Source organism: Haladaptatus pallidirubidus (assembly GCF_020700235.1).
Classification (GTDB): domain Archaea; phylum Halobacteriota; class Halobacteria; order Halobacteriales; family Haladaptataceae; genus Haladaptatus; species Haladaptatus pallidirubidus.
Genome location: NZ_CP085301.1, coordinates 308,121 through 322,696, shown reverse-complemented (window position 1 = coordinate 322,696; position 14,576 = coordinate 308,121). Strand labels below are relative to the sequence as shown.

The window sequence follows — 14,576 nt, the reverse complement described above, 5'->3', positions numbered from 1 at the left end:
CCTCCCGACAAGGAGTTCGAAGCATGCCAACGGTGAGGGATATTCGCGCCAAGGCTGGCGAAGCGCCGATTACGATGCTTACGGCCTACGACGCGCCGACTGCGGCAATCGTAGACGACGCCGACATCGATATGATACTCGTCGGTGACAGCATGGGGAACGCGGTGTTGGGATACGACTCCACGCTTCCAGTCACGGTCGATGAGGTTGCGAGTCGAACCGGGGCCGTCTCCCGCGGTGCCGAAGACGCGCTCGTCATCGCCGACTTGCCGTTCCTCAGTTTCGGCTTCGACGCGAAAACGGCGGTCGAGAACGCCGGTCGAATGGTGAAAGAGGAGGGAGCGAACGCTGTCAAAATCGAAAGCGGGAGTCACACCGTCGAGTTGACCGAGACGCTCTCGCGAATCGGGATTCCGGTGATGGCCCACCTCGGACTGACGCCACAGCACGTCAACCAGTCGGGCTACGCTCGACAGGGAACGTCGCAGAAGACCGCGGACGAGATGCTCGAACTCGCCCGGAAACACGAGGAGGCGGGCGCGTTCTCGCTCGTCCTCGAACACGTTCCGGCGAACCTCGCCGCGACCATCACCGAAGAACTCGACATCCCGACAATCGGAATCGGTGCCGGATCGCACACCGACGGACAGGTTCTCGTCATCACCGACGCAGTCGGACTGGGCGAGTGGAGTCCCTCGTTCTCGAAGCAGTTCGGCGACGTTCGCGGCGAGATGGAGCGCGCAGTTTCCGCGTTCCGCGCCGAAGTCGAATCGGGCGATTTCCCGGCGGACGAACATTCGCACGTTGAGGAGAGCTTAGACGACGTGTATTGATTATCGAACCTTCTAATTACCAAAATCGGCGTCATTACGGACGCCTTCCAAAAATCGCGTCAGCGTTCCGTTGAACGCCTCCGGCGTTTCGAGCATCGTCAGATGTGCCGCTCCCTCTATTTCGACGAACTGACCGTCGATGATGTTGTCGGCCAGATACTTATGATACCGCGGTGGCGTGAGCATGTCGTGTTCGCCGACGACGGCGAGCGTCGGGGCGACGATTTCGTCCAACTGGTTCCGCACGTCGAAGGTGTGACAGGAGTGGAAATCCCGACTCGTCACTCGCTGGCCGACCTCGTACATCGACTCCTTCGAGAGTTCGACGTAGCGGTTGTCGGAGTCGTGAAAGAGGCGGTCGCTTTCGTGTAAAAACTCGACAGCGCGGTCGAAATCCGATTCGAGCCAGATGAGCAGGTCGTCCAGTACGGCGAGTTTCGCGCCGGTTCCGACGAGTGCGAGGGCGTCGGGGTCGAAACCTCGGTCGAGGACGAGGTGTACGACGATAGCACCGCCGAGCGAGTTACCGACGAGCGTTTTCGCTTCGGTTTCTTGGGCGACTGCGAGCACGTCGTCCGCGTAGGCCGAGAGGGTACTCCATCCGGGGTCAGCTTCCACGTCTTCGGAGTCGCCGTGGCCACTCAAATCAAGTGCGACGACGGGGAAGGTAGAAGCGAGGCGAGCGAGTTGTGCCTTCCAGAGTTCGTGGGTGCCGCCGCTCCCGTGGACGAACAGAACGGGGTCGCCATCACCACCACGGTCTGCGATGCGATAGGCTGTCGTCCGGTCGTGGTGTGTGACTGTTTCCATATACCATGTTTCACATGCGCGGAGCATAAAGTTCAGGACTGATGCGGAGCGGTTTCGGCTGACAGCCGGTTCGAACCGCATTTGTACTGATTCGACAGTAACCGCAGTACGGTGGCGTATCCATTGGCGACAGATTTAAATATCTAAGTAACTAACCAAAGGTTAGCCAAACATGACGCTCGAACGTATCTCACAGCAGAGTGGAAGCATTTCCCGTCGGTATAGCTACGACGACGGAGATGTCGTCGTCGCCGACTTCGGAACAGCGGACGTTGCCGTGGACGTGCTCGAAGACGTGGCAATCGTCATCGTAGAGGACGGTGACGATGCGCTCCAGACGGAAATCGAACTGCCGACGGACGGGGCAGAAGTGTTAATCAACAACGGTGTCCTAACGATAACGGAGGGACGATGAAACTCACTGTCAAGCCGTTAAAGCAGAAGGACGCTGGCCGCGGGCTCGCGGCGGTCGACCGGCGTTCCATGGAGGAACTGGGCGTAGAAAACGGCGACTACATCGTTATCGAGGGTCGCGGGCAGGGTCGTGCAGTCGCACGGGTTTGGCCGGGGTACCCCGAAGACGAGGGTCGCGGTATCATCCGCATCGACGGCAAGCTTCGCCAAGAGGCCGGTGTCGGCATCGACGACAAGGTTAGCATCGAGAAGGCCGACGTAAAACCAGCGAAAAATGTTACCATCGCGCTCCCGCAAAACCTTCAGATTCGCGGGAACATCGCGCCACACATTCGCGACAAGCTGAGTGGGCAGGCCATCACCCAAGGGCAGGCGATTCCGTTCGGCTTCGGTCTGATGGGGATGGGTTCCGGTCAGTCCATTCCGCTCAAAGTCGCCAGCACCGACCCGGAGGGAACCGTCGTCGTGACAGACTCCACCGAAATCCAGATTAGCGAACGCCCCGCCGAGGAAATCGCGGCCGGAGCGGCCGGAGGCGGTGGACAGGCACGACCCGACGTGACCTACGAGGACATCGGCGGCTTGGAGCGCGAACTCGAACAGGTTCGGGAGATGATAGAGCTCCCGATGCGACACCCCGAACTGTTCAGTCGCCTCGGCATCGACCCGCCAAAGGGCGTTTTACTCCACGGGCCGCCCGGAACCGGGAAGACCCTGATGGCGAAAGCCGTCGCCAACGAAATCGACGCCTACTTCCGAACCATCTCCGGTCCGGAGATAATGTCGAAATACTACGGCGAGTCCGAAGAGCAACTCAGGGAGGTGTTCGAAGAGGCTGAGCAGAACTCCCCGGCCATCATCTTCATCGACGAACTCGACTCCATCGCGCCGAAACGCGAGGAGGCGGGTGGCGACGTGGAACGCCGCGTCGTCGCGCAACTGCTCTCGCTGATGGACGGCCTCGAAGAGCGCGGCGAGGTGACGGTTATCGCCGCGACCAATCGCGTCGATGCGGTTGACCCCGCACTCCGGCGCGGCGGTCGCTTCGACCGCGAAATCGAAATCGGCGTGCCGGACCGCGACGGTCGGCTCGAAATCATGCAGGTTCATACTCGCGGGATGCCCCTCGCTGACGGCATCGATTTGGAGGAGTACGCCGACAACACCCACGGGTTCGTCGGTGCCGACCTCGAGTCGCTGGCCCGCGAATCCGCGATGAACGCGCTCCGTCGCGTCCGCCCGGAACTCGACCTCGATTCGGACGAGATTCCCGCGGACGTACTGGAGTCGCTGAAAGTAACTGAAGCGGACTTCAAGGAAGCCCTGAAAGGTATCGAACCCTCGGCGCTCCGCGAAGTGTTCGTGGAAGTGCCCGACGTGTCGTGGCAGGACGTGGGCGGTCTGGAGGACACGAAAGAGCGCCTTCGCGAAACCATCCAATGGCCGCTCGACTACCCAGAGGTGTTCGAATCGCTCGATATGCAGGCCGCGAAGGGCGTCCTGATGTACGGCCCGCCCGGAACCGGGAAGACCCTGATGGCGAAGGCCGTCGCAAACGAGAGCGACAGCAACTTCATCTCGATCAAGGGTCCCGAACTGCTATCGAAGTGGGTCGGAGAATCCGAAAAGGGCGTCCGCGAAGTGTTCAGCAAGGCCCGCGAGAACGCCCCGACCGTGGTGTTCTTCGACGAAATCGACTCCATCGCGACGGAGCGCGGACGCGACGGCGGCGGTGGCTCGCAGGTCAGCGAGCGCGTCGTCTCGCAGCTGCTGACCGAACTCGACGGCCTCGAAGAACTCGAAGACGTGGTGGTCATCGCCACCTCGAACCGCCCCGACCTCATCGACTCGGCGCTCCTGCGTCCGGGCCGCCTCGACAGGCACGTCCACGTGCCGGTTCCGGACGAGGACGCTCGCCGAGCCATCTTCGAGGTTCACACCCGCCACAAGCCGCTGGCCGACGACGTTGACCTCGACTCGCTGGCGCGGAAAACCGACGGCTACGTCGGTGCCGACATCGAGGCCGTCTGCCGCGAAGCCGCAATGGCGGCGAGTCGGGAGTTCATCCAAAGCGTCTCGCGCGAGGACATCGGCGACAGCGTCGGCAACGTCCGCATCACCGCCGAGCATTTCGAAGACGCGCTGGACGAGGTGACGCCGAGCGTCACCGAGGAAACCAAGGAGCGCTACGAGGAAATCGAAGAACGGTTCGACACCGCCGAACCGAAGAAGGAAGAGCAGTTGGGCAGAACCTTCCAATAAAACGTTTTACGACGGTCGAAGGTCAGTTTCCCGCGATTTCGCGGGAAACTGACCGTCTCCCTGAAAAACGTTCATCAAAAGCACCGGAAGACGTTTCTGCTCGCTTCGGGCATGCGACTTCCGAGCCTTCCTTCACTGCGTTCAGGAAGACACTCCCCCTTCATTTCGCTGTGGACGACTCGCGCCGCGAGTCGTCCATGCGCCATTCGGTCGTCGCCCCGGAAAATCGGAGATTTTCCGGTGAACTGCTAACCGCCAGCGGTTGCGTCGATTGCTTGTTTTCGTAGTTAGTGTCGATTGCTAGTTTTCTCCGTTGTGTCACTAGCTTATCGCTCTTCCGTCACTGGTGGCGTTTCGGTCGTCACGCCCCCGGAACGAGATTCGTCACACCCGCGGTTTCGAGAAGCATCCACACCAAAAACAATCCGTAGACGCCGAGTAGTCCCCACGATTCGCCCTTCGTGAGCGTGAGTTCGGTTCGGAGGAAGCCGAAGACGACGATGGTGGCCAGGGTGAGAAAACCCATCATCGGCACCGTTACCGCGAAGTCGATGTTCGCGGAACCTGCGATGAGCACTCCGGTCGGAACCGCCACGAGGAGGTCGAAGACGTTGCTTCCGAACACGTTGGCGAGGCTGGTGACGCCCTCGTCCTCGCGGGCGGCCCGGACGCTGACCAGCGTGTCGGGGAGGCTGGTTCCGGCGGCGATGACGGTCAACCCCCAGATAAAACTCGGTGTGTCGAACAGGTCACCGAACCCGATTGCGGCCTCGACGAGGCCTTCGACCGCCACCGCGATGACGAGCAGACTGGCGAGGAGCAGCCCCCACTCGCGGAGTGGGTTGATGTCCTCAGGTGCTTCATCTGCGTCGTGGTCTTGCGTGTCCTGGTACTGCGTGAAAATATAGACGCAGTAGAAAGCGATGGGGATGAGTGCGAGTTGCCACGTCACCGTCCCGCCGAGGCGAACGTCGGGAACGGGGTAATAGATGACCGCCAGCGCGAACGTGATGATGAGCACCGAGACGGCGATCATGTAGAACTGCGCTTCCTTGTAGACGACCGACCGGTCGGCTTCGACGCCGTCCGAAAAAATACCGGACAACGCGGGGATGACGAGCAGGTTGAAGATGGCGGAACCGACGACGGCGCTCACGCCCAAATCGAACTCGCCGTGGAACCACGTCGAAACGACGACGCTCGACAGTTCGGGAAAACTCGACCCGACCGCGACGACGATGGCGCCCTGTACGATCGGGGGCAGATCGTAGTATGCCGATAAACGCTTGCTCGCGCGCTCCAGCATGTTGCTCCCTTTCCAGACGACCGCCGTGCTACCCACCGCGAGCACGACGAGCCACGCGAGTTCGGTGAGCATGGCTCTCGCTTCTCAACGATTTGCCTTAAAATCGAAGATTCGCCGGAACGGTGTTCGTTATTCCAACTTTTCGGCGGCGTCGCGCTCGATAAGCGGCCCGGCGTTTTCGGCCGGAAGTGTCACCACGTCTTCACTCGCGAGGTCGTACTCGCGTTCGTCCACGCCGAGGATTTCGCCGATGTCGCGGGTGATTCGAACCGTGGTTCGCTCGTTGGAAAGCGAGGGTTTCGGTTCGCCCGCAGTTCCGCTTCCGTCAGTATCATCGGGCATCTCGTCTCCCGTTTCGACGGCCGTCGTGGAGGAGGACGCCGCTTCGGACTCTGTCCCGGAATCCTCGGGATTGTCCGCAACCGCCGCCACTTCCGCGGACGACCGATGGTCTTCGGATTCCGATTTGGGTTCGGCGGTGGGCGTCTCTGGTTCCGGAGTTTCCGTTCCCGGACCCGTCTCGGCAGACCTCGATTCAGCCGACTCCGCTCCGTCCGGAGCGGAGTCGGCGGGTTCCATTCCCGTTGGCACAGCACTTTCGGTCGGATTGCCATCCGACCCGTTCCCGGCCAGCACGTCGAGAACGGTCGATTTGTTCGATTCGATTCGTTCCACGAGGTCGGCGAACAGTTCTTGCTCTTCGCTCGTCAGTCCCTCCTCGTCCGCCGGAATCCCCGCGGCGGAGAGGCTCGCGCGTTTGACGACTTTTCCGACCCGTCGTTCGTATATCGCTTGGACGACATCCTCCGCCGTCTGAATTTCGTCGGTCAGTCGATTGACGTCGCTCGAATCGAACGGGTTGTCCGCTCGCTCCGCTGCTCGCTCGCGTTCGTCGCGCAAACTCCCGATGTAGCTCCCCACGTCCTCGTAGAAGGATTCGCGCAGATGCTGTAGGCTATCCTTCGAGCGCTCCTTGCTCTGAACACTGCGGAGTTCGTCGAGATTCATTCTTTCCCTTTTTCTGCCCGGCCACGCGCCATGAGAAAGTTGGCCACGTATTCCGGAGTTGATACATCTCCCGCCGGGAGCCTAAATCTTTCGCCAGCGAGTTCGACTTGTACTTCTTCGTCCAATTCTATCGTCACGTCGTGTCGCGTGAACGTCTCGGGAACCGCATCCCGAAGCGGGTCGAAGTCGACGAGTTCGTCGTGCGGAATCCGCGTCACCTCCAAACTGCTCCCGCCGTGGAGACTGCCGGGAAGTCGGATGAGTCGATGCGTATCGGTAGTCACGGGTTCGTCCACCGCCGCGGTTTCGGATTCGAACACGTCCGCCGCGAGAATTTTCGCTAAGCCGTAAAACGCCGGATGCACGTCCACGTTGCCGCGCTCGATCTCTTCGTGATTGTTTTTCGCGGCTTTGTACGCCCCCGCCGCTTTTCCCGCGCCGATACCGTCGAACTCCTGCAGGAGTTCGAGCGCGTCTTCTTCCTCCATCGCCAGCAGTTCGTCCACGAACGAACAGAGGTAGTCGTGAACTCGTCCGCCCCACCCGCTGTCGGTCGGAAGCGTGCGTTTTTGGGTCGGATTTTTCAGCCCGATACCGGCGACCGCTTCGGATTGGATTAGCGATTCGAACTCCGCGTTCGCCGCCCGGACGTAGTCCACGATTTCTCGGCGAGCCTCGCGGTCAAGTTCGAGGACACCTTCGTCCCGAACGTGAACGTGGTAACCTCGACCGCCCGAAAAAACGACCGTCATGTCGTCGAAGCCGAAATCCCGGTCGAGCAAATCGAGCAGGTCGAGCAGTTCCGCCTTCCCCCGCGCCAGCATCTCGGCGTAGGGGGTTTCGGGGGTGACTCCGGGGAGGTGGTCCGCGTCCAAATCGAACACGAGGTCTGCGCTCTGCCATCCCTTTACGTCCATCGTTCCCGCACCGGGATTCCTGTACCGCCCGGCGGAGAAATACACGTGGCGCGGACGCTCTCGTTCGAGGAACCCGCGGAGCGTTCCGAGGTCGAGGAGCGAGTTGTGCCGAACCATCGTCGTTCCCGTCCCGGACGTCCACGGGATGTAGCCCCACTCGCGCTCGTCCGCGGCGGGCGGGAGTTCCGGTTCTACCGTCCGGTAGTGGTCGCGGAACCGTCCCCGGAGATACGCTCGCGTCCGCTCTTCCATCGTCAGTTGCAAAAACACCGAGCGGTTAAAGCGTTGTTTCTTCGCTTCAAGTGCCCATTTCGTTTCGGAAATCGCGAGGCTGCGAGGACGCTTCTGATTTTGGACCGAGTCGAAAACTCCCTGCTCGCGGAATCGAGGAAGCGGAGTAACGCGACGTTACGCGAATACTCAACGAAACGAATCCGGGAGTGAGAGAAAACGAACTCGTCCGAATTTCAGCCGCGCATGAAGTCGGAAAGACGCTTCGTGATGCTCTCTTCTTCGCCCAGTCGGAGATAGAAGGCGTCGCCGCCGTCCTCGTAGTAGTTGTTTATTCGTCGTTCGACGGAAAAGCCGAGATACCGGTAGAAGTCGAGTGCGTTCTGGTTCGTACTGCGGGCGTGGCAGGTGACGGTGGCGTGGTTTTTCGCGACCCGTGCGACCAACCGTTCGCCGAAGCCCTCGCCCCGGAAATCGGGGTTGACCGCGAGAAAGAGAATGTACCCGTCACGACGCACCGCCGCGAACCCGATGAGTTGCTCGCCCGCCTCGCCGTCCGTGAGGTAGCAGTAGACGGTCGACCGGCGGTATGCGTCGGTAAAAAACCCTCGTCGTTGTTTCAGCACGTCCTCGTTCCGCCGGATAATTTCCTTTAACTGCCACGCCTCCTCGACGTAACGGTTGTCGCCCGGCGAGACGACGCGCGTGTCAATATTCACACTCACTGAGAGGGAGTAGCAGACAGGTGAATATAATTCCACCGGCATAGGTTGCGGTTACCACGCGTCGTTTGGCAAGCCTGATACCCGCAGCGACCGATATTTCACTAATGACCTACGCGCTCCGCGAGCACACCGCCGACGTTGCGGTCGAAGCCACGGGTGATTCACTCTCCACTGTTTTCGCCGCCGTCGCCGACGGACTGGCCGCCGCGATGTGCGACGACATTCCGGACACGGGCGAGCGATTCGGCATCGAAGTGAGTGCAGAGAGTCGGGACGCACTGTTGTTCGACTACCTCGACGAACTCATCTACGAACGCGACGTTCGCGCCGTCCTTCCCGTCGAAAACGAGGCGAGCGTCCACGACGCCGACGGCGAGTGGACGCTCACGGGAAGCGCGCGAGGCGTGCCCCTCGACGGACTCGGGGCACGCGAAATCAAGGCCGTGACGTATTCCGAGATGGCCGTCGAGGAAACGGTGGAGGGATGGCGAGCCTACGTGGTGTTCGACGTGTAAACCGCTCACGTCGTTTTCGGCGTGGAAATAAAAAGAACGTTCTCTCAACCGAACCCCGAAACGCCTTCGGAGTTCGGGGATCAACCTCCACGTATGAACACGTACACCGCGGGAGACATCACACTCGAACGGGTTCGGGAGTACGTCTGGGAAATCCCGCAAGAGGACGGAATGGAGACGCCAGCGCGGGTATTCGCCAGCGAAGAACTACTCGAACAAATCGCGGACGACAAGACGCTCGAACAGTTGAAAAATACGACCCACTTACCCGGGGTACAAAAGTACGCCCTCTGCATGCCTGACGGCCATCAGGGGTACGGCTTCCCCGTCGGCGGCGTGGCCGGAATCGACGCCGAGAACGGCTGTATCTCGCCAGGGGCGGTCGGATACGACATTAACTGCGGCGTTAGGATGATGCGGACGAACCTCACCTACGACGACCTGCGCGGGAAAGAAGAGGAACTCGTGGACGCCCTCTTCGCCAACATCCCGTCGGGACTCGGCGGCGGCGGCGTCGTGGAGGGCGATATCGACGCCGTCAACGACGTTCTCGAACGCGGAATGGCGTGGGCGCTGGACGAGGGTTACGCGACGGAAGCGGATTTGGCCCACTGCGAAGACGAAGGTGTGCGGGCGGAAAGCGACCCGTCGGCGGTTTCACAGAAGGCGAAAGACCGCGGGAAAAACCAGTTGGGAAGCCTCGGCAGCGGTAACCACTTCCTCGAAGTCCAGCGCGTGACGGACGTGTTCCGGGAGGACGTTGCCAACGCCTACGGCCTCTCGGAAGATCAAATCGTCGTTCTCATCCACTGCGGCAGCCGCGGACTGGGCCACCAGGTTTGCAACGACTACCTTCGGAAAATAGAGAAATCCCACGCGGGACTGCTGTCGAAGCTTCCCGACAAGGAACTCGCCGCGGCCCCCGCCGAAAGCCAACTCGCCGCGGAGTACTATCAGGCGATGGGCGCGGCGATCAACTTCGCGTGGGTGAACCGCCAGCTCATCATGCACCGAACGCGGCAGGTGTTCGAGCGCGTGTTCGGTGAATCGTGGGAAGAAATGGAGATGGAACTGCTGTACGACGTGGCTCACAACATCGCCAAGAAGGAAACCCACGACGTGAACGGCGAGGAGAAGGAGCTGTTCGTCCATCGAAAAGGCGCGACCCGAGCATTCCCGGCGGGCCACCCCGAGGTGCCCGGCGCGTACCTCGACGTGGGACAACCCATCATCATCCCCGGAAGTATGGGCGCGGGAAGCTACGTCCTCTGCGGCGGCGAGGAGTCTATGAACCTCAGTTTCGGTTCGACGGCCCACGGCGCAGGTCGGGTGATGAGCAGGACGCAGGCGAAACGGGATTACTGGGGCGGCGACGTGCAGGACGAACTAGAGCAAGAACACATCTACGTCAAAGCCCAGAGCGGGGCGACGGTCGCGGAGGAAGCGCCGGGCGTCTACAAGGACGTGGACGAGGTCGTGAAGGTGTCGGACGCGCTCGGAATCGGCGATAAGGTCGTGCGGACGTATCCCGTCTGTAACATCAAGGGGTAGGTGAGGAGATAGCTAAAACACCTCTTTCACTAATCAAAAACTTTTGACATCTATCGTCGCGAAGAAAGAGTATGCGACGACGAACGTTGCTTAGCACGCTGGCCACGGGCACCACCGCCGGTTGTATCGGCGGCATTCTCGGACTGTCGTCGGACGATTCTCGGTTCAGTATCGAGAACGATTCGGTGCCGGATGGACTGCCAGCGACGCTCGTTTCGGGTGTCACCCGGAGCATCCCCCGATGCTCCGGGTGACGTTCGAGTGCACCGCCGAGTCCGAGCGGACGATTCGGTTCGGCTATCCGAGTCCGTTCTCGGACGTAGTCAGCGCCGAATTGAACGGGTCGAAACTCGTCCTCCAGTACAAACCCGATTCGGACGACAGACGCGACGAATGCTGGCAGTCCGGACGGCTCGGCGGTCGAGGGACGACCGAGCGACGGACGCTCGAACCGGGCGAGAAATCGCATGTCGAACGGGCAGTTCTTAGCCACGCGAAAAACGAGTCGTGCTTTCCGAGCGGACGCTATCGGTTCGAAGACCAGTACGGCGTCGATGACGAAGCGTACCGCTGGGGATTCTGGCTTCGGATTCGGTAAGCCTGCTGGTCGAGTTCGTCAGGTTCTGAAATCGAAGTTCGGCGCGTCCTCGGGCCGCAGTGGAACGTGCGGGTCGAGTTCCTGGCCGTCCTCGAATTTGACGAAGTTGAGATAGTACAGTTCGCCACAGCCATCCTCGTCCGTTTCGCTGGCTCCGCAGACGATTTGGACGCCGTCCGAATCCTCGAAATCGTCGTAGGCGTCGGCGTACCTCCAGCCATCCAAGGGGTCGGCGGTCACCGACTTGTCGGCGAGATTAGCGTCGCGTTCCAGCGTGACGATCGCGCCGCAGTGAGGGCAGTAGTAGCGGACGGGGACTGTCATAGGAGATTGTTTGCTGCGGAAGAATGTAAACTGCGCGTCGATGCCACCGGAGAGACGCAAACCCAGAACAATCTTGTAGCCCGGCGAACACCGTTAGTGCATGATAGACGAGACAGTCGAGGAGATACAGGAGATGCAAACGCACAGCTCCTCGACCGTCGCGGTCAAGGCCGCCCGCGCGTTGGAAGACCTCCTCAACCGCGATTTCGAGACGGTCGAAGAGTTCGAGCGAGCGCTCGATCATAACAGCAACGCCCTCCGTCGTGCGAATCCGTCCCACGCATCGCTCGTGACGACCCAGCGAGCAATCGTGAAGATGGTCACCGACGCCGAGAGCGAGTCGGTCGAGCAGTCGAAAGACCAGATGTCGCAGGCCATCGACAGCGTGGTCGAACAGGTCGTCACCGCCAAACGCAGGGCCGCCGAAAACGCCGCCCCGCAGTTCGAGGACGGGATGACCCTCATGACCCACGACTACTCTTCGACGGTGCTGGAAGCGGTCGAAAATGCGGTCGCCGACGGTTCCTATCTCGACGTGTACGTCTTGGAGGCCAGACCGCGCTATCTCGGACGCAAAACCGCCCGCGTCCTCAGCGAAATCGACCAGGTCGATGTAACGCTCATCATCGACAGCGCGGCGGGCCACTACCTCCCCGAGTGCGACCGCGTGTTCACCGGCATGGACTGCATCGTTGATGGTACTCTCTACAACCGCATCGGGACGTTTTCGCTCGTCGCCACCGCGAACAAGGTGGGCGTGCCCGTCACTACTATCGGCTCCAGCGCGAAAATCGTTGGCGAGGCGTTCCGCTTCGAGAACGACTTCAGGTCGGCCAGCGAAGTGATCCGGGAACCGGCGGAAGGGTTTTCGGTTGCGAATCCGGCCTACGACGCGACCCCCACGGACCACCTCGATTCCGTCGTAACGGACGAGGGGACGTGGGAGTATTGAACAGATTCAGTTGCTCTTTTACTCCACGCTCACCCATTCCCCGCTCTCGTCGCTTCGCTCGACTGCGTCCAACACTTTTTGCACTTTCAATCCGTCCGCGAAGTTCGGATGGTATTCCTCGCCGTTCGCTACGGCAGAGAGGAACTCGTAATTTTCGTGGACGAAGGTGTGTTCCCAGCCGATGACGTGGCCAGGCGGCCACCAGTGGTCGATATAGGGGTCGGATTCGTCGGTGACGAGAATCGTCTCGTAGCCGCGGTTGTCGTCCCGCAAGAGTTCGAGTTCGTTGAGCCGTTCGAGCGAGAACTTCAGGCTCCCCTCGGAGCCGTGGACTTCGATTGTGTGGTCGTTTTTGTGCCCCGTGGCGAACCGCGAGGCTTCGAAGGTGCCCATCACGCCGCCTTCCAATTCGGCCTGCGCGGAGTAGGCGTCGTCCACGGTGACGGGTTTCGTCTCGTCTTCCTCTTCCACCGGGCGCTCGTCCACGAAGGTTCGGAGGTGTCCCGAGACGCGCTCCAAGTCGCCCACGAGGAACTGCGCGAGGTCGATGGTGTGCGCGCCGAGGTCGCCGAGCGCGCCGCTGCCCGCCAACTCCGCGTCGTTGCGCCATGACCACGGCGCGTCGGGGTCGACCAACCAGTCCTGTAGATAGCGCCCCCGGAACTGGTGGACCTCGCCGAGTTCGCCGTCCTCGATGAGTCGCTTGGCGTACCGAATCGCCGGGATAAATCGGTAGTTGAACGCGGTCGCGGTCGGCACGCCCGCCGATTCCGCGGCCTCGGCCATTCGCTCCGCGTCCGAGAGACTGGCCGCGAGCGGTTTCTCACAGAGGACGGGAACGCCCGCTTCCAGCGCCGCGATGGAAGGCTCGGCGTGGACGAAGTTCGGGCCGAGGTTGTAGAACACGTCCACGTCGTCCACGACCGCCTCCCAGTCCGTGCTCGTGTTTTCGAAGCCGAGGCGCTCTGCGGCCTCCGAGAGTGCTTCCTCGTCCCGGCCGACGAGGACGTGGCGCTCCACGTCTGGTGCGTCCGGGAAGAACATCGGCAGGCGGGCGAGCGCGTTCGCGTGGGCTTTTCCCATGAACCGGTAGCCTAACACACCAACTTTTAGCGTCATAACTTGTGGAAGGCTTCTTTGCGGGACGGCTTAGTGTTTGATGCCCTCGGCGAAAATAGCGGTGATGGGATTTTTTGATTGACGTGCTGTAAAATCGGCTTCTGGAATCGCCGTTTGTCCTGTTTTGCTAGCTGTTGCCGACTCCAATGAAAACCGCACACATAGAAAATTCGACAATGAGTCTTCGAGGTTTGTTTCGAGATGGTGTTTCCAATTCTCGACTCCAATCAAACCGCCACCGCACCGCAAGCCACGTCCTCCCCAACCGATTCCTTCGCTCACTGCGTTCACTTAGTCATCCCTCGCGCGGCTTTGTTTCGACTTCTCGGATGACCGTATCCGGGAAGTCTCGCCAGCGCGCGCCACGTTACTTGACAAATTAGCCGCATGGTTGCGCCAGCGCACTTGGGCGAGCAACGAACGCCAGTGAGGCGCGAGTGCAGTCCCGCGCTGGCGGGGAGGAGTGGGGACACTGGCGGTGGCGGTTTTGTTTGAAGTCGGCATCAGTCTCCGACAATCGAAACACCGCAACCTACTTTATACAATCGTGAATATTGTCACGTCTCACAACGTCAATGCACAAGAATCACATCCGTGTCTCGGCGAGAGGACTCGTCTGGCGGGACGACGAACTGCTCGTCGCGCAGGACACTAAACCAACTGAGGACGAGCAGTTTTACTATCCACTCGGCGGTGGTGTCGAGTTCGGCGAACACAGCGAGGACGCCCTGCGCCGCGAGTTCGAGGAGGAGTTGGGCGTCTCGCTGATAAACGTCACCTACCGCGAAACCTACGAGGGATTGTTCACGTTCGACGATAATCCCGTCCACGAACTGTGGCGGGTCTACGAGGCGGACATCGCGGAGTCGTGGCCATACGAACGGGACGAGTTTTCGGGCTACGAAGCCGAATTCGACGAGAAAATCGATTGCTTCTGGAAACGCCCGACCGAGTTTTCGGAGGGGAGGGAAACGTTCTACCCCGAACAGCTTATCCCGGATTTGTAAGTCC

Annotated in this window: 18 protein-coding genes; 9 read left to right on the top strand and 9 right to left on the bottom strand. The window is 60.8% G+C overall.

What is annotated here, in order from left to right; all coding sequences use genetic code 11:
- Positions 1-23: 23 nt before the first annotated feature.
- The gene (panB, locus tag LIX15_RS01830) at positions 24-833 is read left to right on the top strand and encodes a 3-methyl-2-oxobutanoate hydroxymethyltransferase (protein ID WP_227775810.1); all 810 of its coding nucleotides are present in this window, start codon (positions 24-26) and stop codon (positions 831-833) included.
- 12 nt (positions 834-845) lie between these two features.
- On the opposite strand, the gene LIX15_RS01825 is transcribed toward panB, so the two are convergent.
- Complete coding sequence (locus LIX15_RS01825; protein WP_227775809.1) at positions 846-1,643, bottom strand: alpha/beta fold hydrolase; 798 nt, start codon at positions 1,641-1,643, stop codon at positions 846-848.
- Positions 1,644-1,815: 172 nt separating this feature from the next.
- Here LIX15_RS01825 and LIX15_RS01820 point away from each other — a divergent pair, with 172 nt between their 5' ends.
- Complete coding sequence (locus LIX15_RS01820; RefSeq protein ID WP_227775808.1) at positions 1,816-2,058, top strand: DUF7127 family protein; 243 nt, start codon at positions 1,816-1,818, stop codon at positions 2,056-2,058.
- Positions 2,055-4,319, top strand: coding sequence for a CDC48 family AAA ATPase (locus LIX15_RS01815; protein ID WP_227775807.1), 2,265 nt, complete (start codon positions 2,055-2,057; stop codon positions 4,317-4,319). The genes LIX15_RS01820 and LIX15_RS01815 overlap by 4 nt, the downstream gene beginning before the upstream one ends.
- Positions 4,320-4,479: 160 nt before the next feature.
- Here the strand turns inward: LIX15_RS01815 and LIX15_RS01810 are convergent, their stop codons facing one another.
- The 5 genes from LIX15_RS01810 to LIX15_RS01790 all read right to left on the bottom strand — a co-directional run bounded on the left by LIX15_RS01810 (position 4,480) and on the right by LIX15_RS01790 (position 8,506).
- On the bottom strand, positions 4,480-4,641 hold the full coding sequence (locus tag LIX15_RS01810) for a hypothetical protein (protein ID WP_227775806.1): 162 nt from the start codon (positions 4,639-4,641) through the stop codon (positions 4,480-4,482).
- Positions 4,642-4,680: 39 nt separating this feature from the next.
- A complete protein-coding gene (locus tag LIX15_RS01805) occupies positions 4,681-5,697 on the bottom strand; it encodes a sodium:calcium antiporter (RefSeq protein ID WP_227775805.1) in 1,017 nt (338 codons plus the stop codon).
- Between the two features lie 57 nt (positions 5,698-5,754).
- A complete protein-coding gene (locus LIX15_RS01800) occupies positions 5,755-6,633 on the bottom strand; it encodes a DNA replication complex subunit Gins51 (protein ID WP_227775804.1) in 879 nt (292 codons plus the stop codon).
- Complete coding sequence (priS, locus tag LIX15_RS01795; RefSeq protein WP_227775803.1) at positions 6,630-7,802, bottom strand: DNA primase small subunit PriS; 1,173 nt, start codon at positions 7,800-7,802, stop codon at positions 6,630-6,632. The genes LIX15_RS01800 and priS overlap by 4 nt, the downstream gene beginning before the upstream one ends.
- Before the next feature lie 215 nt (positions 7,803-8,017).
- Positions 8,018-8,506, bottom strand: coding sequence for a GNAT family N-acetyltransferase (locus tag LIX15_RS01790; protein WP_227775802.1), 489 nt, complete (start codon positions 8,504-8,506; stop codon positions 8,018-8,020).
- Between the two features lie 104 nt (positions 8,507-8,610).
- Here LIX15_RS01790 and LIX15_RS01785 point away from each other — a divergent pair, with 104 nt between their 5' ends.
- The 4 genes from LIX15_RS01785 to LIX15_RS01770 all read left to right on the top strand — a co-directional run bounded on the left by LIX15_RS01785 (position 8,611) and on the right by LIX15_RS01770 (position 11,170).
- On the top strand, positions 8,611-9,021 hold the full coding sequence (locus LIX15_RS01785) for an archease (RefSeq protein WP_227775801.1): 411 nt from the start codon (positions 8,611-8,613) through the stop codon (positions 9,019-9,021).
- A 93-nt stretch (positions 9,022-9,114) separates the two neighbouring features.
- Positions 9,115-10,572 carry an RtcB family protein gene (locus tag LIX15_RS01780; protein ID WP_227775800.1) on the top strand — a complete coding sequence of 486 codons (1,458 nt, stop codon included), beginning with the start codon at positions 9,115-9,117 and terminating at the stop codon, positions 10,570-10,572.
- Between the two features lie 71 nt (positions 10,573-10,643).
- A complete protein-coding gene (locus tag LIX15_RS01775; RefSeq protein ID WP_227775799.1) occupies positions 10,644-10,826 on the top strand; it encodes a hypothetical protein in 183 nt (60 codons plus the stop codon).
- Positions 10,814-11,170: a hypothetical protein gene (locus LIX15_RS01770; protein WP_227775798.1), complete on the top strand. Its 357-nt coding sequence runs from the start codon at positions 10,814-10,816 to the stop codon at positions 11,168-11,170. Before LIX15_RS01775 ends, LIX15_RS01770 begins: the two co-directional genes overlap by 13 nt.
- Positions 11,171-11,188: 18 nt before the next feature.
- On the opposite strand, the gene LIX15_RS01765 is transcribed toward LIX15_RS01770, so the two are convergent.
- Complete coding sequence (locus LIX15_RS01765; protein WP_227775797.1) at positions 11,189-11,494, bottom strand: DUF7969 family protein; 306 nt, start codon at positions 11,492-11,494, stop codon at positions 11,189-11,191.
- A 100-nt stretch (positions 11,495-11,594) separates the two neighbouring features.
- Between LIX15_RS01765 and LIX15_RS01760 the strand changes: the two genes are divergently transcribed.
- Positions 11,595-12,446 (top strand): eIF2B alpha/beta/delta subunit family protein, encoded by an 852-nt coding sequence (locus LIX15_RS01760; protein ID WP_227775796.1) that lies wholly within the window; start codon positions 11,595-11,597, stop codon positions 12,444-12,446.
- 18 nt (positions 12,447-12,464) lie between these two features.
- Here LIX15_RS01760 and LIX15_RS01755 read toward each other — a convergent pair whose 3' ends face one another.
- Entirely contained in the window at positions 12,465-13,565 is a 1,101-nt protein-coding gene (locus tag LIX15_RS01755; RefSeq protein ID WP_227775795.1) for a Gfo/Idh/MocA family protein, read from the bottom strand.
- 30 nt (positions 13,566-13,595) lie between these two features.
- Complete coding sequence (locus tag LIX15_RS01750; protein WP_227775794.1) at positions 13,596-13,856, bottom strand: hypothetical protein; 261 nt, start codon at positions 13,854-13,856, stop codon at positions 13,596-13,598.
- A gap of 284 nt (positions 13,857-14,140) precedes the next feature.
- Here LIX15_RS01750 and LIX15_RS01745 point away from each other — a divergent pair, with 284 nt between their 5' ends.
- Positions 14,141-14,572 (top strand): NUDIX hydrolase, encoded by a 432-nt coding sequence (locus LIX15_RS01745; RefSeq protein WP_227775793.1) that lies wholly within the window; start codon positions 14,141-14,143, stop codon positions 14,570-14,572.
- Positions 14,573-14,576: the final 4 nt, after the last annotated feature.

What these genes read in the sequence shown, in the direction of transcription:
- panB (WP_227775810.1), top strand. Translation starts at nt 24, where the DNA reads ATGCCAACGGTGAGGGATATTCGCGCCAAGGCTGGCGAAGCGCCGATT.
- LIX15_RS01825 (WP_227775809.1), bottom strand. Translation starts at nt 1,643, where the DNA reads ATGGAAACAGTCACACACCACGACCGGACGACAGCCTATCGCATCGCA.
- LIX15_RS01820 (WP_227775808.1), top strand. Translation starts at nt 1,816, where the DNA reads ATGACGCTCGAACGTATCTCACAGCAGAGTGGAAGCATTTCCCGTCGG.
- LIX15_RS01815 (WP_227775807.1), top strand. Translation starts at nt 2,055, where the DNA reads ATGAAACTCACTGTCAAGCCGTTAAAGCAGAAGGACGCTGGCCGCGGG.
- LIX15_RS01805 (WP_227775805.1), bottom strand. Translation starts at nt 5,697, where the DNA reads ATGCTCACCGAACTCGCGTGGCTCGTCGTGCTCGCGGTGGGTAGCACG.
- LIX15_RS01800 (WP_227775804.1), bottom strand. Translation starts at nt 6,633, where the DNA reads ATGAATCTCGACGAACTCCGCAGTGTTCAGAGCAAGGAGCGCTCGAAG.
- priS (WP_227775803.1), bottom strand. Translation starts at nt 7,802, where the DNA reads ATGGAAGAGCGGACGCGAGCGTATCTCCGGGGACGGTTCCGCGACCAC.
- LIX15_RS01785 (WP_227775801.1), top strand. Translation starts at nt 8,611, where the DNA reads ATGACCTACGCGCTCCGCGAGCACACCGCCGACGTTGCGGTCGAAGCC.
- LIX15_RS01780 (WP_227775800.1), top strand. Translation starts at nt 9,115, where the DNA reads ATGAACACGTACACCGCGGGAGACATCACACTCGAACGGGTTCGGGAG.
- LIX15_RS01775 (WP_227775799.1), top strand. Translation starts at nt 10,644, where the DNA reads ATGCGACGACGAACGTTGCTTAGCACGCTGGCCACGGGCACCACCGCC.
- LIX15_RS01770 (WP_227775798.1), top strand. Translation starts at nt 10,814, where the DNA reads ATGCTCCGGGTGACGTTCGAGTGCACCGCCGAGTCCGAGCGGACGATT.
- LIX15_RS01765 (WP_227775797.1), bottom strand. Translation starts at nt 11,494, where the DNA reads ATGACAGTCCCCGTCCGCTACTACTGCCCTCACTGCGGCGCGATCGTC.
- LIX15_RS01760 (WP_227775796.1), top strand. Translation starts at nt 11,595, where the DNA reads ATGATAGACGAGACAGTCGAGGAGATACAGGAGATGCAAACGCACAGC.
- LIX15_RS01755 (WP_227775795.1), bottom strand. Translation starts at nt 13,565, where the DNA reads ATGACGCTAAAAGTTGGTGTGTTAGGCTACCGGTTCATGGGAAAAGCC.
- LIX15_RS01745 (WP_227775793.1), top strand. Translation starts at nt 14,141, where the DNA reads ATGCACAAGAATCACATCCGTGTCTCGGCGAGAGGACTCGTCTGGCGG.